General features: G+C 59.2%; 17 protein-coding genes. 9 read left to right on the forward strand and 8 right to left on the reverse strand.

Translation table 11 applies throughout. The features are described from left to right. Positions 1-86: 86 nt before the first annotated feature. Positions 87-1,463 carry an L-serine ammonia-lyase gene (locus JOE39_RS11405; protein ID WP_024664098.1) on the forward strand — a complete coding sequence of 459 codons (1,377 nt, stop codon included), beginning with the start codon at positions 87-89 and terminating at the stop codon, positions 1,461-1,463. A gap of 139 nt (positions 1,464-1,602) precedes the next feature. On the opposite strand, the gene JOE39_RS11410 is transcribed toward JOE39_RS11405, so the two are convergent. The 3 genes from JOE39_RS11410 to JOE39_RS11420 are packed head-to-tail and all read right to left on the reverse strand — an operon-like array spanning position 1,603 to position 5,176. Beyond that, entirely contained in the window at positions 1,603-2,760 is a 1,158-nt protein-coding gene (locus JOE39_RS11410) for a M20 aminoacylase family protein (RefSeq protein ID WP_003396173.1), read from the reverse strand. Between the two features lie 4 nt (positions 2,761-2,764). Then, positions 2,765-4,282, reverse strand: coding sequence for an aldehyde dehydrogenase family protein (locus JOE39_RS11415; protein WP_032661280.1), 1,518 nt, complete (start codon positions 4,280-4,282; stop codon positions 2,765-2,767). Positions 4,283-4,285: 3 nt separating this feature from the next. Further along, positions 4,286-5,176, reverse strand: a complete 891-nt coding sequence (locus JOE39_RS11420; RefSeq protein WP_057445941.1) for an NAD(P)-dependent oxidoreductase — start codon at positions 5,174-5,176, stop codon at positions 4,286-4,288. 161 nt (positions 5,177-5,337) lie between these two features. On the opposite strand from JOE39_RS11420, the gene JOE39_RS11425 reads away from it, so the two are divergent. Continuing rightward, positions 5,338-6,243: a LysR family transcriptional regulator gene (locus JOE39_RS11425; protein ID WP_003314770.1), complete on the forward strand. Its 906-nt coding sequence runs from the start codon at positions 5,338-5,340 to the stop codon at positions 6,241-6,243. A 105-nt stretch (positions 6,244-6,348) separates the two neighbouring features. Continuing rightward, the gene (locus JOE39_RS11430; RefSeq protein WP_003396183.1) at positions 6,349-7,584 is read left to right on the forward strand and encodes a zinc-dependent alcohol dehydrogenase; all 1,236 of its coding nucleotides are present in this window, start codon (positions 6,349-6,351) and stop codon (positions 7,582-7,584) included. Between the two features lie 403 nt (positions 7,585-7,987). On the opposite strand, the gene JOE39_RS11435 is transcribed toward JOE39_RS11430, so the two are convergent. Both JOE39_RS11435 and JOE39_RS11440 read right to left on the reverse strand, forming a co-directional pair. Further along, positions 7,988-8,719 (reverse strand): aspartate/glutamate racemase family protein, encoded by a 732-nt coding sequence (locus JOE39_RS11435; protein WP_032661260.1) that lies wholly within the window; start codon positions 8,717-8,719, stop codon positions 7,988-7,990. A 10-nt stretch (positions 8,720-8,729) separates the two neighbouring features. Continuing rightward, positions 8,730-9,449, reverse strand: coding sequence for a GntR family transcriptional regulator (locus JOE39_RS11440; protein ID WP_003396187.1), 720 nt, complete (start codon positions 9,447-9,449; stop codon positions 8,730-8,732). A 344-nt stretch (positions 9,450-9,793) separates the two neighbouring features. On the opposite strand from JOE39_RS11440, the gene JOE39_RS11445 reads away from it, so the two are divergent. From JOE39_RS11445 to JOE39_RS11455, 3 genes are all read left to right on the forward strand, one after another. Then, entirely contained in the window at positions 9,794-11,245 is a 1,452-nt protein-coding gene (locus JOE39_RS11445; RefSeq protein WP_003396189.1) for an NCS1 family nucleobase:cation symporter-1, read from the forward strand. Between the two features lie 289 nt (positions 11,246-11,534). Beyond that, positions 11,535-13,610 carry a PAS domain-containing sensor histidine kinase gene (locus tag JOE39_RS11450; protein ID WP_029572136.1) on the forward strand — a complete coding sequence of 692 codons (2,076 nt, stop codon included), beginning with the start codon at positions 11,535-11,537 and terminating at the stop codon, positions 13,608-13,610. A 1-nt stretch (position 13,611) separates the two neighbouring features. Further along, on the forward strand, positions 13,612-13,950 hold the full coding sequence (locus JOE39_RS11455) for a hypothetical protein (RefSeq protein WP_057445939.1): 339 nt from the start codon (positions 13,612-13,614) through the stop codon (positions 13,948-13,950). 57 nt (positions 13,951-14,007) lie between these two features. Here the strand turns inward: JOE39_RS11455 and JOE39_RS11460 are convergent, their stop codons facing one another. After that, entirely contained in the window at positions 14,008-14,991 is a 984-nt protein-coding gene (locus JOE39_RS11460) for a GlxA family transcriptional regulator (RefSeq protein WP_057445938.1), read from the reverse strand. A gap of 278 nt (positions 14,992-15,269) precedes the next feature. On the opposite strand from JOE39_RS11460, the gene JOE39_RS11465 reads away from it, so the two are divergent. Further along, entirely contained in the window at positions 15,270-16,064 is a 795-nt protein-coding gene (locus JOE39_RS11465) for an NYN domain-containing protein (RefSeq protein WP_003314764.1), read from the forward strand. On the opposite strand, the gene JOE39_RS11470 is transcribed toward JOE39_RS11465, so the two are convergent. Further along, positions 16,034-16,453, reverse strand: coding sequence for a hypothetical protein (locus JOE39_RS11470; protein ID WP_003424873.1), 420 nt, complete (start codon positions 16,451-16,453; stop codon positions 16,034-16,036). The two genes, JOE39_RS11465 and JOE39_RS11470, sit on opposite strands and share 31 nt — an antisense overlap. A gap of 217 nt (positions 16,454-16,670) precedes the next feature. Next, entirely contained in the window at positions 16,671-17,534 is an 864-nt protein-coding gene (locus tag JOE39_RS11475) for an alpha/beta fold hydrolase (RefSeq protein WP_003424864.1), read from the reverse strand. A gap of 117 nt (positions 17,535-17,651) precedes the next feature. Here JOE39_RS11475 and JOE39_RS11480 point away from each other — a divergent pair, with 117 nt between their 5' ends. Together JOE39_RS11480 and JOE39_RS11485 are read left to right on the forward strand one after the other, a co-directional pair. Next, complete coding sequence (locus JOE39_RS11480; protein ID WP_003314761.1) at positions 17,652-18,254, forward strand: WHG domain-containing protein; 603 nt, start codon at positions 17,652-17,654, stop codon at positions 18,252-18,254. 255 nt (positions 18,255-18,509) lie between these two features. Continuing rightward, a complete protein-coding gene (locus tag JOE39_RS11485; RefSeq protein ID WP_210077361.1) occupies positions 18,510-19,298 on the forward strand; it encodes an SDR family oxidoreductase in 789 nt (262 codons plus the stop codon). Positions 19,299-19,309: the final 11 nt, after the last annotated feature.

Genomic DNA, 19,309 nt, shown 5'->3' on the forward strand with positions numbered 1-19,309 from the left:
GTTTCGACAGCCGAAGCCAAAGATGAGTAACAGAAAAAGGGGAATACCAAATTCCCGTGCATCATCTCACCTGAAGGACCTTCGTGATGGCTATCAGCGTCTTCGACATGTTCAAAATCGGCATCGGGCCGTCCAGTTCGCACACCGTCGGGCCAATGCGCGCCGGCGCACTGTTTGTGACCGAACTGCGCAATCACAACCGGTTGCACAGCGTAGAACGGATAGAGGTGCGATTGTACGGTTCTCTGTCGGCTACGGGCATCGGTCACGGCAGCGATCGCGCAACGGTCATGGGCCTGATGGGTGAGTGGCCTGACCAGATCGACCCTAGCCAGGTCAACCAGCGCATCGACGCGCTGCGTGCCGATAACCAGCTGATGCTGGCGGGCGAACAGGCCATCACCTTCGTCTGGGAGCGGGACATGTGCCTGCTCGATGAAAGCCTCCCCTACCATCCCAATGGCATGACCCTGTGTGCCTACGGCAAGAACGGCGAACTCCACGAGCAGACCTACTATTCGGTGGGCGGCGGTTTTGTAATTGACGCCGAGCAGGCAGCCAGTGGTGTACTGGACAGTGACACGACTGTGCTGCCTTATGACTTTTTCAGCGGTGCGCAACTGCTGAGGCTGTGCAAAACCCACGGCATGAGCATTTCCGAACTGATGATGGCCAACGAAAAGGTCTGGCGCAGCGAGGAAGAAATCCGCGAGAAAATCATGGTGATCTGGGCCGCGATGCGCGCCTGCGTCGACAAGGGCCTGGTGGAAACCGGCATCCTGCCCGGTGGCCTGAACGTGCGGCGACGTGCCTACCGCCTGCATCAGAACCTGCAGAACCTGGACAACCCCAACGTGATCGGCTCGACGCTGAGCGCCATGGAATGGGTCAACCTGTTCGCCCTCGCGGTCAACGAAGAAAACGCCGCAGGCGGGCGCATGGTGACGGCGCCCACCAACGGCGCGGCTGGCATCGTGCCCGCCGTGCTGCACTACTTCATGAAATTCAAACCCACGGCCAATGACGATGACGTTGTACGGTTTTTCCTGAGCGCCGCTGCAGTCGGCATTCTGTGCAAGAAAAACGCTTCGATTTCCGGTGCCGAGGTCGGTTGTCAGGGGGAGGTAGGATCGGCCTGCGCGATGGCCGCCGCGGGCCTGGCAGAGATCCTCGGCGCGACGCCCGAGCAGGTAGAGAACGCTGCCGAGATTGGCCTGGAGCATAATCTGGGGCTGACCTGCGATCCGGTCGGCGGGCTGGTGCAGATCCCCTGCATCGAGCGCAATGCGATTGCTGCCGTGAAGGCCATCAATGCCGCCCAGATGGCCCTGCGCGGCGACGGCGAGCACCACATCTCGCTGGACCACGCCATCCGCACGATGCGCGACACCGGCGCCGACATGCACGACAAATACAAGGAAACCTCACGCGGCGGCCTGGCGGTCAACCTGATCGAGTGCTGACAGGCACTCATCGGCGTCGCGACGTATTCGAGAGCGTCAGGGACGGTACATTTCCTGCGGATGTACCGTCCTTTTCGCGAACCGGTTAGTTCTATGGCCTACGGCCAGAATCAAAGGCTGGCGTAAGCGCGCGAGCCATTCAAGCCACCGGCAAACACTGCTCCACCAGCGAGGTCCACACCGCAACGCCGGGTTCGATGACCTGGTCGTTGAAGTCGTAGTACGGGTTGTGCAACGCCGCCGACGGCTTCTCGCCGTCGACGCCCATCCAGATGTAAGCACCCGGACAGGCATGCAGCATGAAGGCGAAGTCTTCGGAGGCCATCGACGGGTTGCAGCCCCACTGCACGTTGGCCTCGCCCACTGCAGCGACTGCTGCACGACGGATCGTGGCTGCTGCTTCGACGTGGTTTTCGGTCACCGGGTAGCCGACGTTGTAGACCAGCTCGCCGCGCACGCCGAAGGCCGTCGGCAAACGCTCGACGAACTCGCCGATCAGGCGCTGGACCTTCTCCCGCACAGGGGTTTGCAGGCAACGCACGGTGCCACGCAGCGTGGCGGTTTCCGGGATCACGTTGATCGCCTCGCCGGCATTGAACTGAGTGATGCTGACCACCGCCGAATCGAGTGGCGACAGGCGCCGGGAGACGATGGTTTGCAGCCCCAGGACCAGTTCGGCCGCGGCCACGATCGGATCGTTGCCCTTGTCCGGCATGGCCGCGTGGCTGCCCTTGCCGGTCAGGGTGATTTCAAAGGTGTCGAGCGACGCCATCATCGGCCCCGGATTGATCACCACCTTGCCCGCAGGCACGCCCGGCCAGTTGTGCAAGCCGTAGATGGCTTCCATCGGAAAGCGCTCGAACAGCCCGTCTTCGATCATTCGCCGTGCGCCGCCGAGGTTCTCCTCGGCAGGCTGGAAGACGAAATGCACCGTGCCGCGAAAGCGCCGAGTCTCGGCCAGATGCCTGGCGGTGGCCAGCAGGATCGCGGTATGGCCATCGTGACCGCAGGCGTGCATGCAGCCCTTGTGCGTCGACTTGTGAACGCTGTCGCCCAGCTCCTGAATCGGCAAGGCATCCATGTCGGCACGCAGGCCGATGGTCGGGCCGTCGCCGTTACGCAGGGTGCCGACCACGCCAGTGCCGCCCAGACCACGGTGAATCTCGATGCCGAAACTGCTCAGCAGCTGTGCCACCTTGTCGGAGGTTTTCAGCTCCTGAAAGCCCAGCTCCGGCGCGGCGTGGAGGGTGCGGCGCCACACGGTTGCTTCGTCAATCAACGTTTTTGAAATGGACATGTGCTTACTCCAGACTCGCGCCGTAGCCAAAGCTGGCGGCTGGCTTGGCGGCGGTTTCGACCCAGACGCTTTTCACTTCACTGTACTCGCGCAGGGCATCCAGACCGGAAGACCGGCCATAACCACTCTCACCATAGCCGCCGAACGGCGAACTGACGTGAATAGTCTTGTAACCGTTGACCCAGAAGGTCCCGGCCCGCACTTGTCTGGCTACGCGGTGAGCGCGGCCGACATCGCGGGTCCAGACACCACCGGCCAGGCCGAAACGGCTGTCGTTAGCGATGCGGATCGCATCCTCTTCGTCCTTGAATGGAATCGCCACCACCACCGGGCCGAAGATTTCTTCCTGCGCGCAATAGAGCTCGTTTGAGCCTGCCAGAACGGTCGGGTTGATGTAGTAACCGGGCTTTTCCGGGATCGGATCAGCATGCTCGCCCACCAGCTTCGCGCCGTCTTTGAGCGCTTGCTCGACCATGTTTTTCACGTGGTTGTATTGCTTGGCGTTGTTGATCGGGCCGATCTGGGTTTCAGGGTCGCTCGGATCACCGACCTTGAACTGCGTCGCAGCCACCGCCAGGGCATTGGTGAACTTCTCGAAGATCGACTCCTGCACCAGCAGGCGCGAACCGGAAACACAGCTCTGCCCGGCTCCGGAAAAGATCGCAGCCTGGGCACCGCGCAAGGCGACTTCCAGATCGGCGTCGTCGAACACAATGTTGGCCGACTTGCCGCCCAGTTCCAGCACCGCAGGAATGCAACGCTGCGCTGCCGCCACGGCGATATGCCGGCCAGTGGCGGGTGAGCCGACGAACACCACCTTGCGAATGTCAGCCTTGGCAATGAACGCCTGGCCGATGGAATGACCGAAACCGGCAATCACGTTGACCAGCCCTTTCGGCACGCCGGCCCGCTCGATCAGCACGCCGACCATCAGCGAGCTGAGCGGGGTCAGTTCCGACGGCTTGAGAATGACCGCGTTGCCCGCTGCAATCGCCGGGGCGATCTGCCAGCCACAGGTGAAGATCGGCGCATTCCAGGGCGTGATCTGCAACACCGTGCCCAGCGGTTCGTAGGTCACGTAGTTCAGGTGCGTGGTCGGCACCGGGATGATCTCGCCGTGCAGCTTGTCCGCCCAGCCGGCGTAATACTCGAACATCTCGGCCACTTTGAGCACTTCGACACGGGCATCGCGGATCGGCTTGTTGGCGGTCAGGGATTCGATCTGCGCGAGGTTTTCCAGCTCGTCACGAATCAGATTGCCCACCTGATACATGGCGCGGCCACGTGCCTGAGCGGTCAGTGCCCACCATTGTTGTTGAGCAGCCCTGGCGGCCTTGTCGGCCACTTCGACCAACGACTCGTCGGCGTCCGGAAAACTCAGCAGCAGGCTGTCGTCATGGGCATTGCGCACTTCGACGGGCGCGCCGTGACCGTCGATGAACTGGCCGCCGACGTAGCTGGCGATGACACTGCGATCGCCCCAGTAAGGACGCATCAGTTCGAGGATTTTTGCAGTGCTCATCGCTTATTCTCCATGACCGTAAAGTTTGCCATCGGTGCGTTGCACGATGGCGCAGAAGTCTTCGTTGTCCGCCAGGGTTTCACTGCTGGCCTGCCACAACTGGGCGACGACGCGCGACAGCGGCAGGTCCATGTCCAGGCTGTCCGCCAGATCGCTGGCCAGGCCGACGTCCTTGCGCATCAGGCCCATGGTGAAACCGGAGTCATACGCCTTGTTGAGTACCCAGGTCGGGAACATGACTTGCGTGGCACCGCTGCGCCCGGAACCGGCATTCAGGCCCTGCAGAAGTTTTTCCGGATCGACCCCTGCGCGCGCGGCCATCGCCACGGCTTCGGCAGTGCTGATCAGGTGACAGGCGGCGAGCATGTTGTTGGCGATCTTGGCGACGTTGCCTGCGCCACATTGCCCGACGTGCACGCGTGTGCCGCTCATGCCTTCCAGGACCGGCATGGCGCGCGCCAGGTCTGCGTCCTCGGCACCGATCACCATCGACATGGTGCCGGTGGCAGCGCCTTTCGGGCCGCCAGACACCGGCGCGTCGATGAATGCGATGCCGTTTTTCGCCAGTTCGGCGGCGACCTTGCGGCTCATTTCCGGCGTCGACGTTGTGGTATCGACAACGATAAGGCCCTTGCGCCCCACCTCGTTGATGCCACCCGCGCCGAGGCACACCGATTCCACGTGCTCGGCCTTGGGCAGCGAGAGGATCAGAATGTCCACGCTTTGAATCAGTTGCGTACGGTCGGCAACCGGCTTGACGCCCTTGCTTTCGGCCTGGGCCAGCGCGGCCTGCGACAGGTCGAAGCCGCTGACATCAAAGCCCTTGCCCGCCAGCGTGGCAGCCATGCCGCCGCCCATGTTGCCCAATCCGATCACACCTGTTTTCAAAGTCATGTCTGCATCCCGATCAAAGATTTTGTACGAATTAGAGGATGACGCTGCGAGCCCTTTCGGCCTGCAATGCGCTGATGATTCGAGTATGGACAGCGCTCTCCCCTCTCAGCAATAATCAAAAAATCGAATTTATGTTGCCTTTAGCGCAACACTGGAAGCCCATGAGCCTCGTTCAAGATCGACGCATCCTGTATTTTTTCGAAGCCGTACGATTGGGCAGCGTCCGGGCTGCCGCCGACTTCCTCAACGTTGCGCCTTCGGCGGTGAGCCGCCAGATCGCACAACTGGAACAGGAGCTGGGCTCTCCCCTGCTGGAGCGTCATCGACGCGGCGTCAAACCGACCGAGGCGGGCGACAAGGTGCTGGCCTACTACCGCCAGCGATTGACGCAGCAGGAGGTTTTGCTGGATTCGATTCAGGCCTTGAAAGGCTTGCACAGCGGCTCGGTGACACTGGTCTCCGGGGAGGGTTTTCTGGAAAGTCTCGCGCAGCCGCTGGCCCGGTTTTCCGAGCTGTACCCCAGGATCGAACTGATCGTGAACGTCTGTGGCAGCAACGAAGTGATTCGCCAGGTGGTCGAGGATGAAGCGCACATCGGTCTGGTCTTCAACCCGGCTGCCGACCCGAAAATCCGCTCGCATGCGCATCAGCGTCAACCGGTCTGTGTGATCACTGCGCCAGATCATCCGCTGGCCGAAGAACCTGGCCCGATACAGCTGCGGGCACTTGAAGACTACCGTGTAGCCCTGCCTGCCGTGTCTTACGGTATCCGCCAGATTCTGCTGCAAGCCGAGCATCAGTTGGGCATCACCGTGCAGCCGACGCTGACCTGCAGCACCTTCGCGATGCTCAAGCATTTCGCCATGCAGGGTGGCGTCACGCTGCTGCCGACCTTTGTCGTGGAGGAAGAAATAAAGGCCGGAAGATTGCGTGCCCTGCCCTTGCAGCATGAGGTGTTCAGCAGCCCGCAGACTCACCTCATCAGCCGATTGGGCCGTCAACTGAGTGTCGGCGCCAATCGCCTGATGGGCATGCTGTTGCAGGATATGACAGCATTCCGCAACTGACCTACCGTTAGTCCCCACGTCAAGCAATCGCGCTGAACCAACAAAAACCTCATGGTTCATCTTCAGTAACGGATCGGAATTTTCTGCTACCACTGAGGATTAACCATGAGAGCTTTGACTTACCACGGCGCGAACAGTGTGAAGGTCGATACAGTGCCGGACCCTGTGATCGAGCAAGCGGATGACATCATTCTGCGCGTCACGGCGACCGCTATCTGCGGTTCCGACCTGCACTTGTATCGCGGCAAAATCCCTACGGTTGAACACGGCGACATTTTCGGTCACGAGTTCATGGGCGTCGTGGAAGAAACCGGCTCGGCCGTCACGGCTGTGGCCAAAGGCGATCGCGTGGTGATCCCGTTTGTCATCGCCTGCGGCAGCTGCTTTTTCTGCAACCTCGACCAGTTCGCGGCCTGCGAAACCACCAACACCGGGCGTGGCGCGATTATCAACAAAAAGTCGATTCCACCAGGAGCGGCGCTGTTCGGCTTCAGCCACCTGTATGGCGGCGTCCCGGGCGGCCAGGCTGAATATGTGCGAGTGCCCAAGGCCAACGTCGGCCCGTTCAAGGTGCCAAGCACGCTGGCTGACGAGAAGGTTCTGTTCCTCTCCGATATTCTTCCCACCGCCTGGCAGGCTGTACTCAACGCAGGGATTGGCCAGGGCTCGACGGTTGCCATTTACGGCGCTGGCCCGGTCGGCCTGATGAGCGCAGCGTGCGCAAAAATGCTCGGTGCCGAAAAGATCTTCATGGTCGATCACCATCCTTATCGTCTGGCCTATGCGCAGAAAACCTACGGCGTTATCCCGATCAATTTTGATGACGACGATGATCCGGCCGACACGATCATTCGCCAGACCGCCGGCATGCGCGGTGTGGATGGGGTAGTGGACGCGGTGGGTTTCGAGGCCAAGGGCAGCACCACTGAAACCATCTTGGCCACGCTGAAACTGGAAGGCAGCAGCGGCAAGGCGTTGCGTCAGTGCATCGCGGCGGTACGCCGTGGCGGCGTGGTCAGTGTGCCAGGGGTTTATGCCGGGTTCATCCACGGCTTCATGTTCGGCGATGCGTTCGACAAGGGCCTGACCTTCAAAATGGGCCAGACCCACGTGCATCGCTTCATGCCTGAATTGCTGGAGCATATCGAGGCCGGCCGCCTGGAACCCGAAGCCATCATCACGCACCGGATGTCACTGGAAGATGCGGCGAAGGGCTACAAGCTGTTCGACAAAAAGGAAGAGGATTGCCGCAAGGTCATACTCACACCCGGCAACAACACGATTGTGGTGCCGGACGACACGACCGAAGCCTTGGTCGGGGGTGGCGTGCCGGCTATGTAAGGTACGGGTTCGTCTTTGATTCTGGCCTAAGGCCGCAGGAGCGAACGTGTTCGGGAACGGTATTGCAGACGATGTATGTTCATCGTTCACACTGCCCCCTTCGCGAACAAGTTCGCTCCTACGCCCTGCGGGCAGAGGCCTGAGAACATTGCAGACGATGTATGTTCATCGTTCATGCCGCCCCTTTCGCGAACACGTTCGCTCCTACGCCCTGCGGGCAGAAGCTTGGAAATGTCACTACCATGCAGAGCGCTCCTCGTTATGCGCACGTTCGCTTTTGACTCTGGCCGTAGGCCGTAGGAGCGAACTTGTTCGCGAACGGTATTGCAGACGATATATGTTCATCCTTCATGCCGCCCCCTTCGCGAACACGTTCGCTCCTGCGCCCTGCGGGCAAACGCCATCACCGGCTCAGGTAGGCGAACCGGCCTTTGAACGGTTTGCCGATCGGGTCGGCCAGGTCGCCGTGTTTGCTGGTGGTCAGGCCCAGATCCACCAGTGATTCGGCCAGTTTCACCGCCGCTGCCACGCCGTCGATGACCGGCAGGCCGATCGCTTCGCTCAACTGCCTGCCCAGATCCGCCATGCCGCCGCAACCCAACACAATGGCTCCCGCCCCTTCTTCGTCACGGACGCGCCGGGCCTGTTCGGCCATGCATTCGATGAGCTCCGGCCCGCTTTCCTCCAGCGCCAGCACTGGCAGATTGATACAGCGCACCGATGTGCACAACTCACTGAAGCCATAACGCTGCAACAGATGCTCGGCAATGATCCGCGTGCGGGTCAGCGTGGTGACCACGGCAAAACGGGTAGAAATCAGGCTGGCCATATGAAAGGCCGCTTCGGCGATGCCGATCACCGGGGCGCTGGCGTACTCGCGTGCCGCCAGCAGGCCAGGGTCGCCGAAACAGGCAATGATGTGCGCGTCGACCTGTTGCTCGCGTCCCTTGCGCACTTCTTCCAGCATGCCCAGCGTCGCTATCGCCTCATCGAAATGGCCTTCGATGGACACCGGGCCATCCGCCGGACTGCAGGCGATGATCTGCGTGCCGGGGCGCGCCACGGCTTGCGCGGCCAGGCCTATCTTGTGGGTCATGGCTTCGCTGGTATTGGGGTTGATTACTTGAATACGCACCGGGACTCCTTCAGCGCCGTTTGAAAATGCTATGAAAATCCACTGTCTCGCTGAGCGGCGCATCTACATTCAGGCTGGCACGGATGCGGCGCAGATGCTCGGCCATCCAATCGCGCGCCTGTTCGCCCTGCCCGCTTTCGAGCAAGGCCAGCAAGTCGACATGCTGGCCACAATCACAGCCGACACTGCGTCGCGAGCCGTACACCGCTACAATCAATGAGGACCGTGTGGTGAGCTGCGCGACTTGTTCGGTCAACACCTGATTGCCCGCCAGCGCGCTCAACTGCACATGAAAGCGCGCCGACAGTTGAATCGCTTCGCTGTGGCGCCCGGCGTGTTGCGCATCATGCTCCTGATCACAAAGCGCGCGCAGTGCTTCCAGACGCTGGCCGCCGACTCGCGTGGCGATATCGGCCATCAGTGCGGGCTCGATCAGTTGCCTGGCACCCAATACATCCTGTGCTTCCTGAGCCGAAGGTTGCGCAACCTCTGCGCCGCGCTTGGGCCGTAGGGTAACCAGTCGCTCCAGCGCCAGACGCTGCAAGACCTTGCGAATACCGGTGCGGCTGATCTCGAATACGTCGGCCAGGGCGTCCTCGGGCAGGCGCGTTCCCGGAGCGAGCCGGTGTTCGACGATGGCTTCCAGGACATGCTGGTAAATCTGTTCATCACGGCCCTTTTCATCGGTAGAAGGCGTGAGAAACAACGGGGCACTGTCAGGTCGGATCATGGCTTCACATCACATTGGCATTACAGATCGTATACAAGAATAGTGCCTGATGCGGAACATGATGAGTAGCGCAATTTGATGAACAGGCCAGATAGCCACTCAACTGAAAACGAATTAATCGCACCGTAAATGAGCAAAAGCGCCCTGTTTACGTGCACTTCAAGCACCTGCTCGGACTTTCCTGATTTACCCGCCCGCCTGAGTAGAAACGCCCTAAAACAAGACTCTCAGCCATTCCCTACCAACGAGAAATCGTATGGCACATGTTTTGCGTACACGATCGTATACAAAAAAATCATCGATCGTACTCCGATCCCGTCACGACACACCGAGGGAGTCAGGCAATGACAGATCAACACCCGGCCGGGTACAGCCCGCGCCTGCACAACCACGATCTGGGGCCGGTGCCGCAGAAGTGGACCTGGTACAACATTCTGGCGTTCTGGATGAGCGACGTGCACAGCGTTGGCGGCTACGTTTTCGCTGCCAGTCTGTTCGCCTTGGGACTGGCCAGTTGGCAGGTGCTGATCGCGCTGCTGGTGGGGATCTGCATCATTCAGGTGATCGCCAATCTGGTCGCCAAACCCAGTCAGCAAGCAGCCGTGCCCTACCCGGTCATCTGCCGCCTGGCCTTCGGCGTCTTCGGAGCCAACATTCCCGCCATCATTCGCGGGCTCATCGCCGTGGCGTGGTACGGCATTCAAACTTACCTGGCGTCCAGCGCACTGGTGATCGTGGTGCTGCGTTTCTTCCCGGAACTGGCCGCGTATCAAAGCGTGACGTTTCTCGGTCTGTCCTGGCTCGGCTGGTTCGGCTTTCTCGCGTTGTGGGTGGTGCAAGCCGCGGTGTTCTGGACAGGTATGGAATCGATAAGGCGCTTCATCGACTGGGCCGGCCCGGCCGTGTACGCGGTGATGTTCGCGCTGGCAGGCTGGATTGTCTGGCGCGCGGGCTGGGACAACATCAGTTTTACCCTGGCTGAAAAGGAGTTGTCCGGCTGGGCGGCGTTCGGCCAGGTGGTCATGGCCATTGCTCTGGTAGTCTCGTATTTCTCCGGGCCGACGCTAAACTTCGGTGATTTCAGCCGCTATTGCCGCAGCATGGCCGACGTGCGCCGCGGCAATTTCTGGGGTTTGCCGGTGAATTTTCTGGCGTTCTCACTGGTAACGGTGGTGATTGTTTCAGGCACGTTGCCGATTTTCGGTGAGATGATTCACGACCCGATCGCGACCGTCGCGCGCATCGACAACATCACGGCCGTGCTGCTCGGTGCCTTTACTTTTGTGACCGCGACGGTCGGCATCAACATCGTCGCCAACTTCGTTTCCCCCGCCTTCGACTTCGCCAACGTGGCGCCCAGCCGCATCAGCTGGCGTGCAGGCGGCATGATCGCTGCGGTGGCGTCGATCTTCATCACACCCTGGAACCTGTTCAACAACCCGGAAGTGATTCACTACACCCTGGACGTGCTGGCGGCCTGCATCGGCCCGCTGTTCGGCATCCTGCTGGTGGATTACTACCTGATCAAGAAGCAGCAGATCGATGTCGACGCCCTGTTCAATGACACGCCGAGCGGGCGCTACTGGTACACCAACGGCGTGAACTGGATCGCGGTCAAGGCATTGCTGCTCACCGCACTGGTCGGTCTGTGCTTCACCTTTGTCGAGTGGTTCAAGCCGATTGCCAACTTCGCCTGGTTTACCGGCTGCATCTTGGGCGGCGCAGTGTTTTATGCGCTGACTCGCTGGTCACCGGTACAGGCTGCCAACCTGCCTGCGCCTGTCGGACAGCATTGAGGTGTTGGCAAGACGCTAAGTACTTGAATGAAACCAGCGCTTTCAGGTGATTCGCCAGCCCCGGCATGACCTGGAAGCGTTGCCCTGCCTGCTCCGCTGAAGCTTGCGCGCGCCTCAAATGATATTATTTTAATATCACCCCTACCTGAATCATGAAATGATCGAGTGTCACTGATCGCTTTGTCAGGCATCAGGCACAAAATAGAATAAATTTTGTACAACTTTCAGGCCGCTGCGCTGCCCTATGACTGAGTCTTTATGAACCAGGCGTTCAAGTGGGTCGATAGTGATGAGCAATGATGTTTATGGCGGCAGGCCATTCGCCCCCCAGCCCCCCCTATCCTCGGCGCAGGACGCGGCCGAGCGGCTGCAACTCACCCTCGATTCTGGGGCAGTTGTCGGCACTTGGGTGTGGGACATCATTGCCGATCAACTGACCGGCGATGAGCGTTTTGCCCGGACCTTCGGCTTGTGCCCGAAGCTGTGCGCCAAAGGTTTGCCACTGGAACTGGTGATTGCCTCCATTCATCCTGACGATTCGGCCAGAGTCGACAAGTCGATCGAGGAGGCGCTGCAGAGCAGCGAAACCTATCGATGCGAATACCGGGTTCTGCATGAAGACGGCATTTATCGCTGGATCGAAGCCAGCGGAAAAATCGAGCGCGACAGTCGCGGTAAACCTGTCCGCAGTCCGGGTGTATTGCTCGATATAGACAGCCGTCGTACTGCCGAAGAAGAGCGCGACCGGCTCAACGAGTTGTTGAGAATATTCACCGCTGCCGTTCCCGGCGTGGTCTACGCCAAGGATCTTGAGGGCCGCATGCTCGTTGCCAATCGTGGCACCGCTGACCTGATCGGCAAACCGCCCGAGTTTTTCATTGGCAAGACGGACCTCGATTTCCTGGATGACCAGCAACAGGCGCGGATCCTCATGGAAACCGACCGCCGGATCATGCAGAACAATGTCAGCGAACAGATCGAAGAACAGGTCAATCTGGCTGATGGCTCTGCAGCGATATGGCTCTCGACCAAAGCGCCCCTGCTCGATGAAAACGGCGAGGTGATCGGTCTGATCGGCTCATCCATCGATGTCACCGCCAGAAAAAAAGCCGAAGAGGCGGTCAGAGAGCTCAACCAGACACTTGAACAGCGCATCGAACAGGCGGTTTTCGAACGCGAGCAAATTGAAGATGCCCTGCGCCACTCGCAGAAGATGGATGCCGTCGGGCAACTGACGGGGGGCATTGCCCATGACTTCAATAATTTGCTGGCTGGCATTTCCGGCAGCCTGGAACTGATCACCAAACGCTTGGCCCAGGGCCGCGTTGGTGACGTCGACCGTTACGTGTCGGTCGCCCAGGGCGCGGTACGCCGCGCGGCGTCGCTGACTCACCGCCTGCTGGCGTTCTCTCGACGCCAGACACTGTCGCCGAGAGTCACCGACGTCAACGGCTTGATTCATGACATGGAAGAGCTGATCGCTCGTACCGTCGGCCCGGAGATAGACATAAAGGTCGTTGCGCAGAATGACCTGTGGCCCGCGCTGATCGATCATGCCCAGCTTGAAAGCTCGCTGCTGAACCTGTGCCTGAACGCCCGTGACGCGATGCCCAACGGCGGACGCATTATCATCGAGACCGCCAATGCGTCCCTTGAAGAGTGCACCGACCCGGACCACGGTATTCCCGCCGGCGAGCACCTGAGCATCCGCGTGACCGACACGGGCATCGGCATGAGCCCGGACATCGCCGCCAAAGCCTTTGAACCGTTCTTCACCACCAAGGCCATAGGTGCCGGCACCGGTCTCGGGCTGTCGATGGTGTATGGCTTTGTGCGCCAGTCCGGGGGGCAGATTCGCGTCGAGTCGATCGAAGGCCAGGGCACCAGCGTGGTCATGCACCTGCCCCGCCACACCGCTGAAAACGCTCCCCGCCCCGTCGAGCCGGAAGTCATCGAAGAACCGCCGCATCACACCGGCGAAACCGTTCTGATCGTGGACGACGAACCCTCGGTGAGAATGCTCGTCGCCGAAGTCATCAGCGGTCTGGGCTACAACTGCCTGGAAGCGGCAGACGCACAATCAGGCTTGCAGATCCTGCAGTCGGACACACGCATCGACCTGCTGATCAGTGACATAGGTTTGCCAGGCGGCATGAATGGCCGGGAAATGGCCGATGCGGCCGGTGACTGTCGACCAGGCCTGCCGACCCTGTTCATCACCGGTTACGCCAAGACGTCGGTGCTGGACGATTGCCACCTGCGACCTTGCACGCAAGTGCTGACTAAGCCGTTCGGGCTGGACGCACTGGCCGGACGGGTGACAGGCCTGATCGGCGCTGACGCGGTCGCCCGCGGATATTCGTAGGGTGAATCCGACCACGCCAGATGGTCGGTATTTTGTGGTCAAGGGGCAACTCTGGCGATGCTCCAATCCCTTTTTGAGCGACGACGTCCGCCAGCATCTGGTGGATGAGCTGATGGCTGCGCGTCGTGCAGTCAAAGCCGCCAAGGCATCCGAAGACCCCGCAGCCCTGAAGGTGGCTCGTGCCAGTGTCGACAAGGCCAAAGTTGCACTGGGCGAGCGCGGTGAAGTCTGGTGGACCGATGGCGCTGAGGATCTCAATCGGCGCAAGGTGAAAAACACGCCTTATGCACAGTGGTATGCAGAGCACGAAGCGTCGGAACAACAGGCAAGTAGTGAGTAAGCACGTTCATGCCACAACACGTGATGATCGACACCATTGTGCTGCTCGCTCACTTGCTTATTTGACACGCCTTTTCTCTGCAGAGGGGCGATAGCCGAAGTAGGAGCTGTAACACTTGCTGAAATGGCTCGGCGATACAAAGCCGCACGCCACCAGCACTTCGGTTTGAGACAACTCGGTGTGCTGTAGCAACCGCCGAGCTTCGGTGATGCGAAGTTCCAGATAATAGCGCTGTGGTGTAGTGCCTAATTGCTCTTTGAACAATCGCTCGAGCTGACGTCGCGAACGCCCTCCATAAACGGCCAGTTCTTCCATTTCCAGAGGCTCCTCCAGATTGGACTCCATGAGTCCAATCACTTCGCGCAAAGGAGCGCTCACGGACAGTAACGGCGAGGTTTTGATACGCCGGTATCTGGACTCTTCGAATGACAGGATGTCTTCGATACCTTCTACCAGCGCCTTGCCATGCAGACCTTTGATCCACTCCAACGCCATATGATAAGCGCCTGTCGGACTTGATGCGGTCAGTCGGTCCCGGTCTGCGACATGCGCTTCACTGGTGACCTGGCCCACGCTGGCAATTTCCGCAAGAGCGGGTCGATGCTCTGGGTGAATCGCGCATCGGTAGCCATCCAGCACGCCGGCCCGCCCCAGGAACCAGGCACCATTCCATAATCCTGCCAGGGCTACACCCTGAGCAGCAGCTTCGCGCAATAAGCGGATCAGGTTATCGCTTGCCTTCAACTCGGTGCGATAGCCTCCGCAGATGACCAACAGGTCCAGTCCTGCAAGGCTGTCACGCCCAAACAGCTCGTCCGGGCGAATCACCAGCCCAAGATCGCTGACCACCTCGCCTTCGCCAAGACCCAGCGTGATGGTCGAAAACAGATCTCGTCGCAGCAGATTGGCCGTGACAATGGCGTCCAGCACCTGGGTGAAAGCAGGTAACGAAAAATGCTCCAGCAGAAGAAAACCGGCACACGTTTGCCGTGTGGACTCAGGCTGTTCCTCTTTCAGAAAGCGAAGGTTTTTCCCTTGCATTGCGTCGCTGAATTTACGCCTGGCGATCACTTGAAACCTCGCTTGATTCACGCCAATTGAAAACCACTCTTGCCGATGTACCCGCAGGCCGCAGTAAATGCGAGACGTCGAAGAGAGGTATACATTGAAACGCGCGCTGAATGCGTTCCATGCACTTCATTTTTGTTTTCGTGACGTTATCAAAACCTGATGAAAAACGCTGCGTTGCATAAATATCGGTGAATAGCGCCAATCTCTCGTTTTGCCGGTATGGTTAGGCTTTCCTATGAGGGTGATCCATGGCCGTCCAAAACCCCAACAGTTCTCAAAAGCACCTGGCGGTGCTGATCGATGCCGACAATGCGCCAGCAGCGATCGTAGAAGGCCTTTTCGAAGAGATCGCCAAATATGGAGTGGCCAGCGTCAAACGCATCTATGGTGACTGGACCGGCCCGCAACTCGGCGGCTGGAAGAAAGTTCTGCTCGACTACTCCATCCAGCCCATCCAGCAGTTCGCCTACACCAAAGGCAAGAATGCCACTGACAGCTCATTGATAATCGACGCTATGGACTTGCTCTACACGCGTCGTTTCGACGGGTTCTGCCTGGTGTCCAGCGACAGTGACTTCACACGCCTGGCCTCGCGCTTGCGTGAGGAAGGTCTGACCGTTTATGGCTTTGGCGAAGAAAAGACACCCAAACCCTTCGTCGCGGCCTGCGACAAGTTCATCTACATCGAATTGCTTCGTGAAGAGATCACCACACCGGCCACCGGAGACTCTACGCCGGATGCAGCTGCAACACCGAGCAACGTCAAATCAGTGGCAACCGAGCCGAGCAAGAAACCCAAAGCCCCTGTGGGCTTCATTGCAAAGATAATGGACGATATTGCTGATGAAGACGGCTGGGCACCCTTGGGCGCCATTGGCACGAACATCACCAAACTGCGGCCTGAGTTCGATCCTCGTACCCATGGCTACAAGAAACTGAGCGATTTGATCAAAGGCTATCCACAAACGTTCGAGCTACAGGCCCGTCCGGCCTCGGGCGGAACGGCAGTGCTCTATGCGCGGCATAAGCTGCAGGGCAAGTGAGGTTCGTCAGTCCAGGACTGACGGTTGCGACTGTCGGTTCTTTCCTGACGCTGTAGCTGGAACGGCACCGTCGAACACATGTAAAAAAGGTCAGCCTGAAAACTCCGATCTTCCAGTACGGCCGCACCTGTTTCGGTAACACCAAGAACAATGTGCTGGACATAGGGAAACGAGATGTCGTGCTCCAGCACAGCGGCGGAAACCAGCAGACCCTCTTTGACCAGCTCATCAATCATGGCCATAAAATCCCCGGCCGCCGGAACGTCTGATTGAAGACGTATCAGCGCGAGATAAATTTGACCAGACGTCAACTTTCCAGGGCGGACGAAATTCGAGCTGCGGACAATTTCAAGCACCGCCAATTCATCGGAAAAATTATTAAAACCCATAGCGGCCTCCCACTTCTGAAGACACTGACCCGCCTGTCCGGCTAAGTCAGGACTTTTAAAAGAAGCTCAGCTCGTGATGAGCGGAAACGCATCTGGCTTCCGTTATTCATCTTGCAATTAAACGAGCCAGATCCAGCTGGCACATACGGATTTCATGAAGCTGCATGTAGACGCTTTAGAGTGGAAGCGTTGGAAAGGCCATCCGTTGCGGATGCCGTTAACGATGATCCGGTGTCAGAAATTTCATCGCTTCCGTAATCACCGAAGGGTGATCAATCAGCCTATTGTGGCCAAGCCCTTCAGTGGTAAACAGACGCGCTCCCGGCCATAGCTCTGCAAAACGAGCGCCCTTTTCCCACGGTGTTTCACGATCACGGCGGTCATGAATGACCAAGGCGGGACGATCAAGCAGCGGCAGTCGCGAACTGGCGTCGTAGTCTGCGAAGCGGCGACCGGTCAGCGAATGCAGGACGCCCTCGAAAGGTTTGAATACTGTGTGGGCAACACCGACTGAATCGAACAGTTGAAGGACGCTGTCCGTAGGTGCCAGGAACGGCGCAATCAGGATAAAACGATCAGGGCGCCACGACTGTTCCTGAGCGAAAACAATCGATGAAGCGCCGAGTGAATGCGCTATCACCGCCGAAGGCTTTCCGAAATGGCGCCCCACGTGCTGCTGCACAGCCACGAACTGGGTCATATGACTGATGCTGCCCGCGCTCAACCCATGCGCGGGCTGATCGAACCCCACCACGGCGTAGCCCATGGAGCGCAGTAACGGCACCCATCCGATAAACCGCATCGCGTAACTTGACCAGCCGTGGGCCAGCAACACATACGGCTGGCTGGAGGGATCGCCCCAGACATAGGTGGCAATTCTGATGCCGTCCAGCTCAAGGCTACCGGTTTGCACATCCGTCGCTGTACTCAGAATTTCAGCAGCCTTGGCACGTCCGGACGCCTGCGGAGTCACAAAACGTCGAGCGAGATATCTTCCAGTGATGCCCGGTAGAATACGGCTGGTCAGCGTGAACGTGCCGCGCAGCGTCAATAGTCGAAGCCTGTTGATGATGTCGCTCATCGGTATTCCCCACGCCCGTCAGATGATCTGGCGCCATTAGAACAGCCTATCTTGTCACTGACAAGATAGGCTGAACCGATGGGAATATAACTTTTGTTTCATGATAGGGAGCCTTACATGTCGACTTCAGACGCCCCACGGACCTACCACCACGGCAATCTGCCCGCCGTCCTGCGTCAGGCCGCCTGGGATATCGTGGGGGAAGCGGGAGTCCGCGGCATGTCATTGCGCGAGTGCGCCAGACGGGCGAATGTCTCTCATGCCGCCCCCGCCCACCATTTCGGCTCTCTGGAAAATCTGCTGGCAGAGGTGGTGGCCGATGGATATGAGCGCATGGCCGACGTCATCATTGCCGTCCAACAGGAACTTGACGACACCCTCCTGGGCTGCGGTATTGGTTATGTAAGTTTCGCCAAAAGTTACCCGGAGCACTTCCGATTGATGTTTGGCGCGGGTGTAAACCGCACGTTGCCCAGGCTTCTAAAATCGGGTGAGCGTGCGCTGCAAGTGCTCCGCCAGTCGATACGCAATGCCTGGATAGCGAAATACGGTAGCGAGCCCGAGCCGGAACTGCTTGAACAGCGCACCTTCCTCGCCTGGAGCACCGCGCACGGCTACGCTTCCCTGACCATCGACAGAAAGACGAATACCCCCCCTATTCCCTCTGCCGAGTCGGTACTGCAATTGATGACATGCGCCGTGCTTATGCCGTCAGGCTGAAAACAGGCGCACTGCGGCCACCCGATTGATAAACAAACTCCGTCGTGACTGCGCTTGCACAGAAGCGGTTTCGACGGTGTGCATGCCATTTGCCCGCACGTCTTGCGACGATGTTCCCCACGTCCCCTTCCGAAAACCGAGCAAGATCGGCATCGAGCATTTTTGATGTCGATCAACATCAATACGTTGACATTTTAGATTTGGATCGTAATCATAAGTGCGACTTCCTCAACGCACATTACGAGTACCTCCTCCATGACAACGCCATCCACTGTTCTCATTACCGGTGCTTCCAGCGGCATCGGCGCGGTATATGCCGAACGCTTTGCCCGTCGCGGTCACAATCTCGTGATGGTCGCTCGTGACAAGGCACGTCTTGATGCCCTGTCAACACGCCTTCGTGAAGAAAACGGCGTTGCCGTTGAAGTCATCCAGGCGGATTTGACTCAATCTGCCGATCTCACAGCTCTGGAAACCCGTCTGCGTGAGGACGCCAGCATCGGTGTGCTGATCAACAACGCGGGCATTGCCCAATCCGGAGGGTTCGTTCAACAGAGCGCCGAGTCCATCGACAAGCTTGTCGCACTCAATATCGTCGCCCTGACACGCCTTGCGGCCGCCGTGGCCCCGCGTTTCGCGCAGTCCGGCTCGGGCTCGATCGTCAACCTCGGATCGGTGGTGGGTTTTGCGCCAGAGTTCAGCATGTCGGTCTACGGTGCGACCAAGGCCTACGTACTGTTCCTTTCCCAAGGAATGAACGTGGAATTGGCGCCCAAGGGCGTATACGTCCAGGCGGTGCTTCCGGCAGCCACGCGCACCGAAATCTGGGAGCGTGCGGGGATCGATCTGAACACTATTGCAGAGGTGATGGACGTCGAAGAGCTGGTTGATGCAGCACTGGTGGGTTTCGACCGCCGCGAACAGGTGACCATTCCACCGCTGCATGTGGCGGGGCGTTGGGACTCGCTGGATGAGGCGCGACTAGGGCTGATGTCGGACATTCGACAGGCTCAGGCGGCCGAGCGCTATCGCCCGCAAGCCTGAAGCGGATCAAG

The organism is Pseudomonas sp. PvP100 (genome assembly GCF_017833055.1).
GTDB lineage: Bacteria > Pseudomonadota > Gammaproteobacteria > Pseudomonadales > Pseudomonadaceae > Aquipseudomonas > Aquipseudomonas syringae.

Excerpts from the sequence above, each read along its gene's own strand:
- JOE39_RS11405 (WP_024664098.1), top strand. The coding sequence starts at position 87 with ATGGCTATCAGCGTCTTCGACATGTTCAAAATCGGCATCGGGCCGTCC.
- JOE39_RS11410 (WP_003396173.1), bottom strand. The coding sequence starts at position 2,760 with ATGTCCATTTCAAAAACGTTGATTGACGAAGCAACCGTGTGGCGCCGC.
- JOE39_RS11415 (WP_032661280.1), bottom strand. The coding sequence starts at position 4,282 with ATGAGCACTGCAAAAATCCTCGAACTGATGCGTCCTTACTGGGGCGAT.
- JOE39_RS11420 (WP_057445941.1), bottom strand. The coding sequence starts at position 5,176 with ATGACTTTGAAAACAGGTGTGATCGGATTGGGCAACATGGGCGGCGGC.
- JOE39_RS11425 (WP_003314770.1), top strand. The coding sequence starts at position 5,338 with ATGAGCCTCGTTCAAGATCGACGCATCCTGTATTTTTTCGAAGCCGTA.
- JOE39_RS11430 (WP_003396183.1), top strand. The coding sequence starts at position 6,349 with ATGAGAGCTTTGACTTACCACGGCGCGAACAGTGTGAAGGTCGATACA.
- JOE39_RS11440 (WP_003396187.1), bottom strand. The coding sequence starts at position 9,449 with ATGATCCGACCTGACAGTGCCCCGTTGTTTCTCACGCCTTCTACCGAT.
- JOE39_RS11445 (WP_003396189.1), top strand. The coding sequence starts at position 9,794 with ATGACAGATCAACACCCGGCCGGGTACAGCCCGCGCCTGCACAACCAC.
- JOE39_RS11450 (WP_029572136.1), top strand. The coding sequence starts at position 11,535 with ATGAGCAATGATGTTTATGGCGGCAGGCCATTCGCCCCCCAGCCCCCC.
- JOE39_RS11460 (WP_057445938.1), bottom strand. The coding sequence starts at position 14,991 with ATGCAAGGGAAAAACCTTCGCTTTCTGAAAGAGGAACAGCCTGAGTCC.
- JOE39_RS11465 (WP_003314764.1), top strand. The coding sequence starts at position 15,270 with ATGGCCGTCCAAAACCCCAACAGTTCTCAAAAGCACCTGGCGGTGCTG.
- JOE39_RS11470 (WP_003424873.1), bottom strand. The coding sequence starts at position 16,453 with ATGGGTTTTAATAATTTTTCCGATGAATTGGCGGTGCTTGAAATTGTC.
- JOE39_RS11475 (WP_003424864.1), bottom strand. The coding sequence starts at position 17,534 with ATGAGCGACATCATCAACAGGCTTCGACTATTGACGCTGCGCGGCACG.
- JOE39_RS11480 (WP_003314761.1), top strand. The coding sequence starts at position 17,652 with ATGTCGACTTCAGACGCCCCACGGACCTACCACCACGGCAATCTGCCC.
- JOE39_RS11485 (WP_210077361.1), top strand. The coding sequence starts at position 18,510 with ATGACAACGCCATCCACTGTTCTCATTACCGGTGCTTCCAGCGGCATC.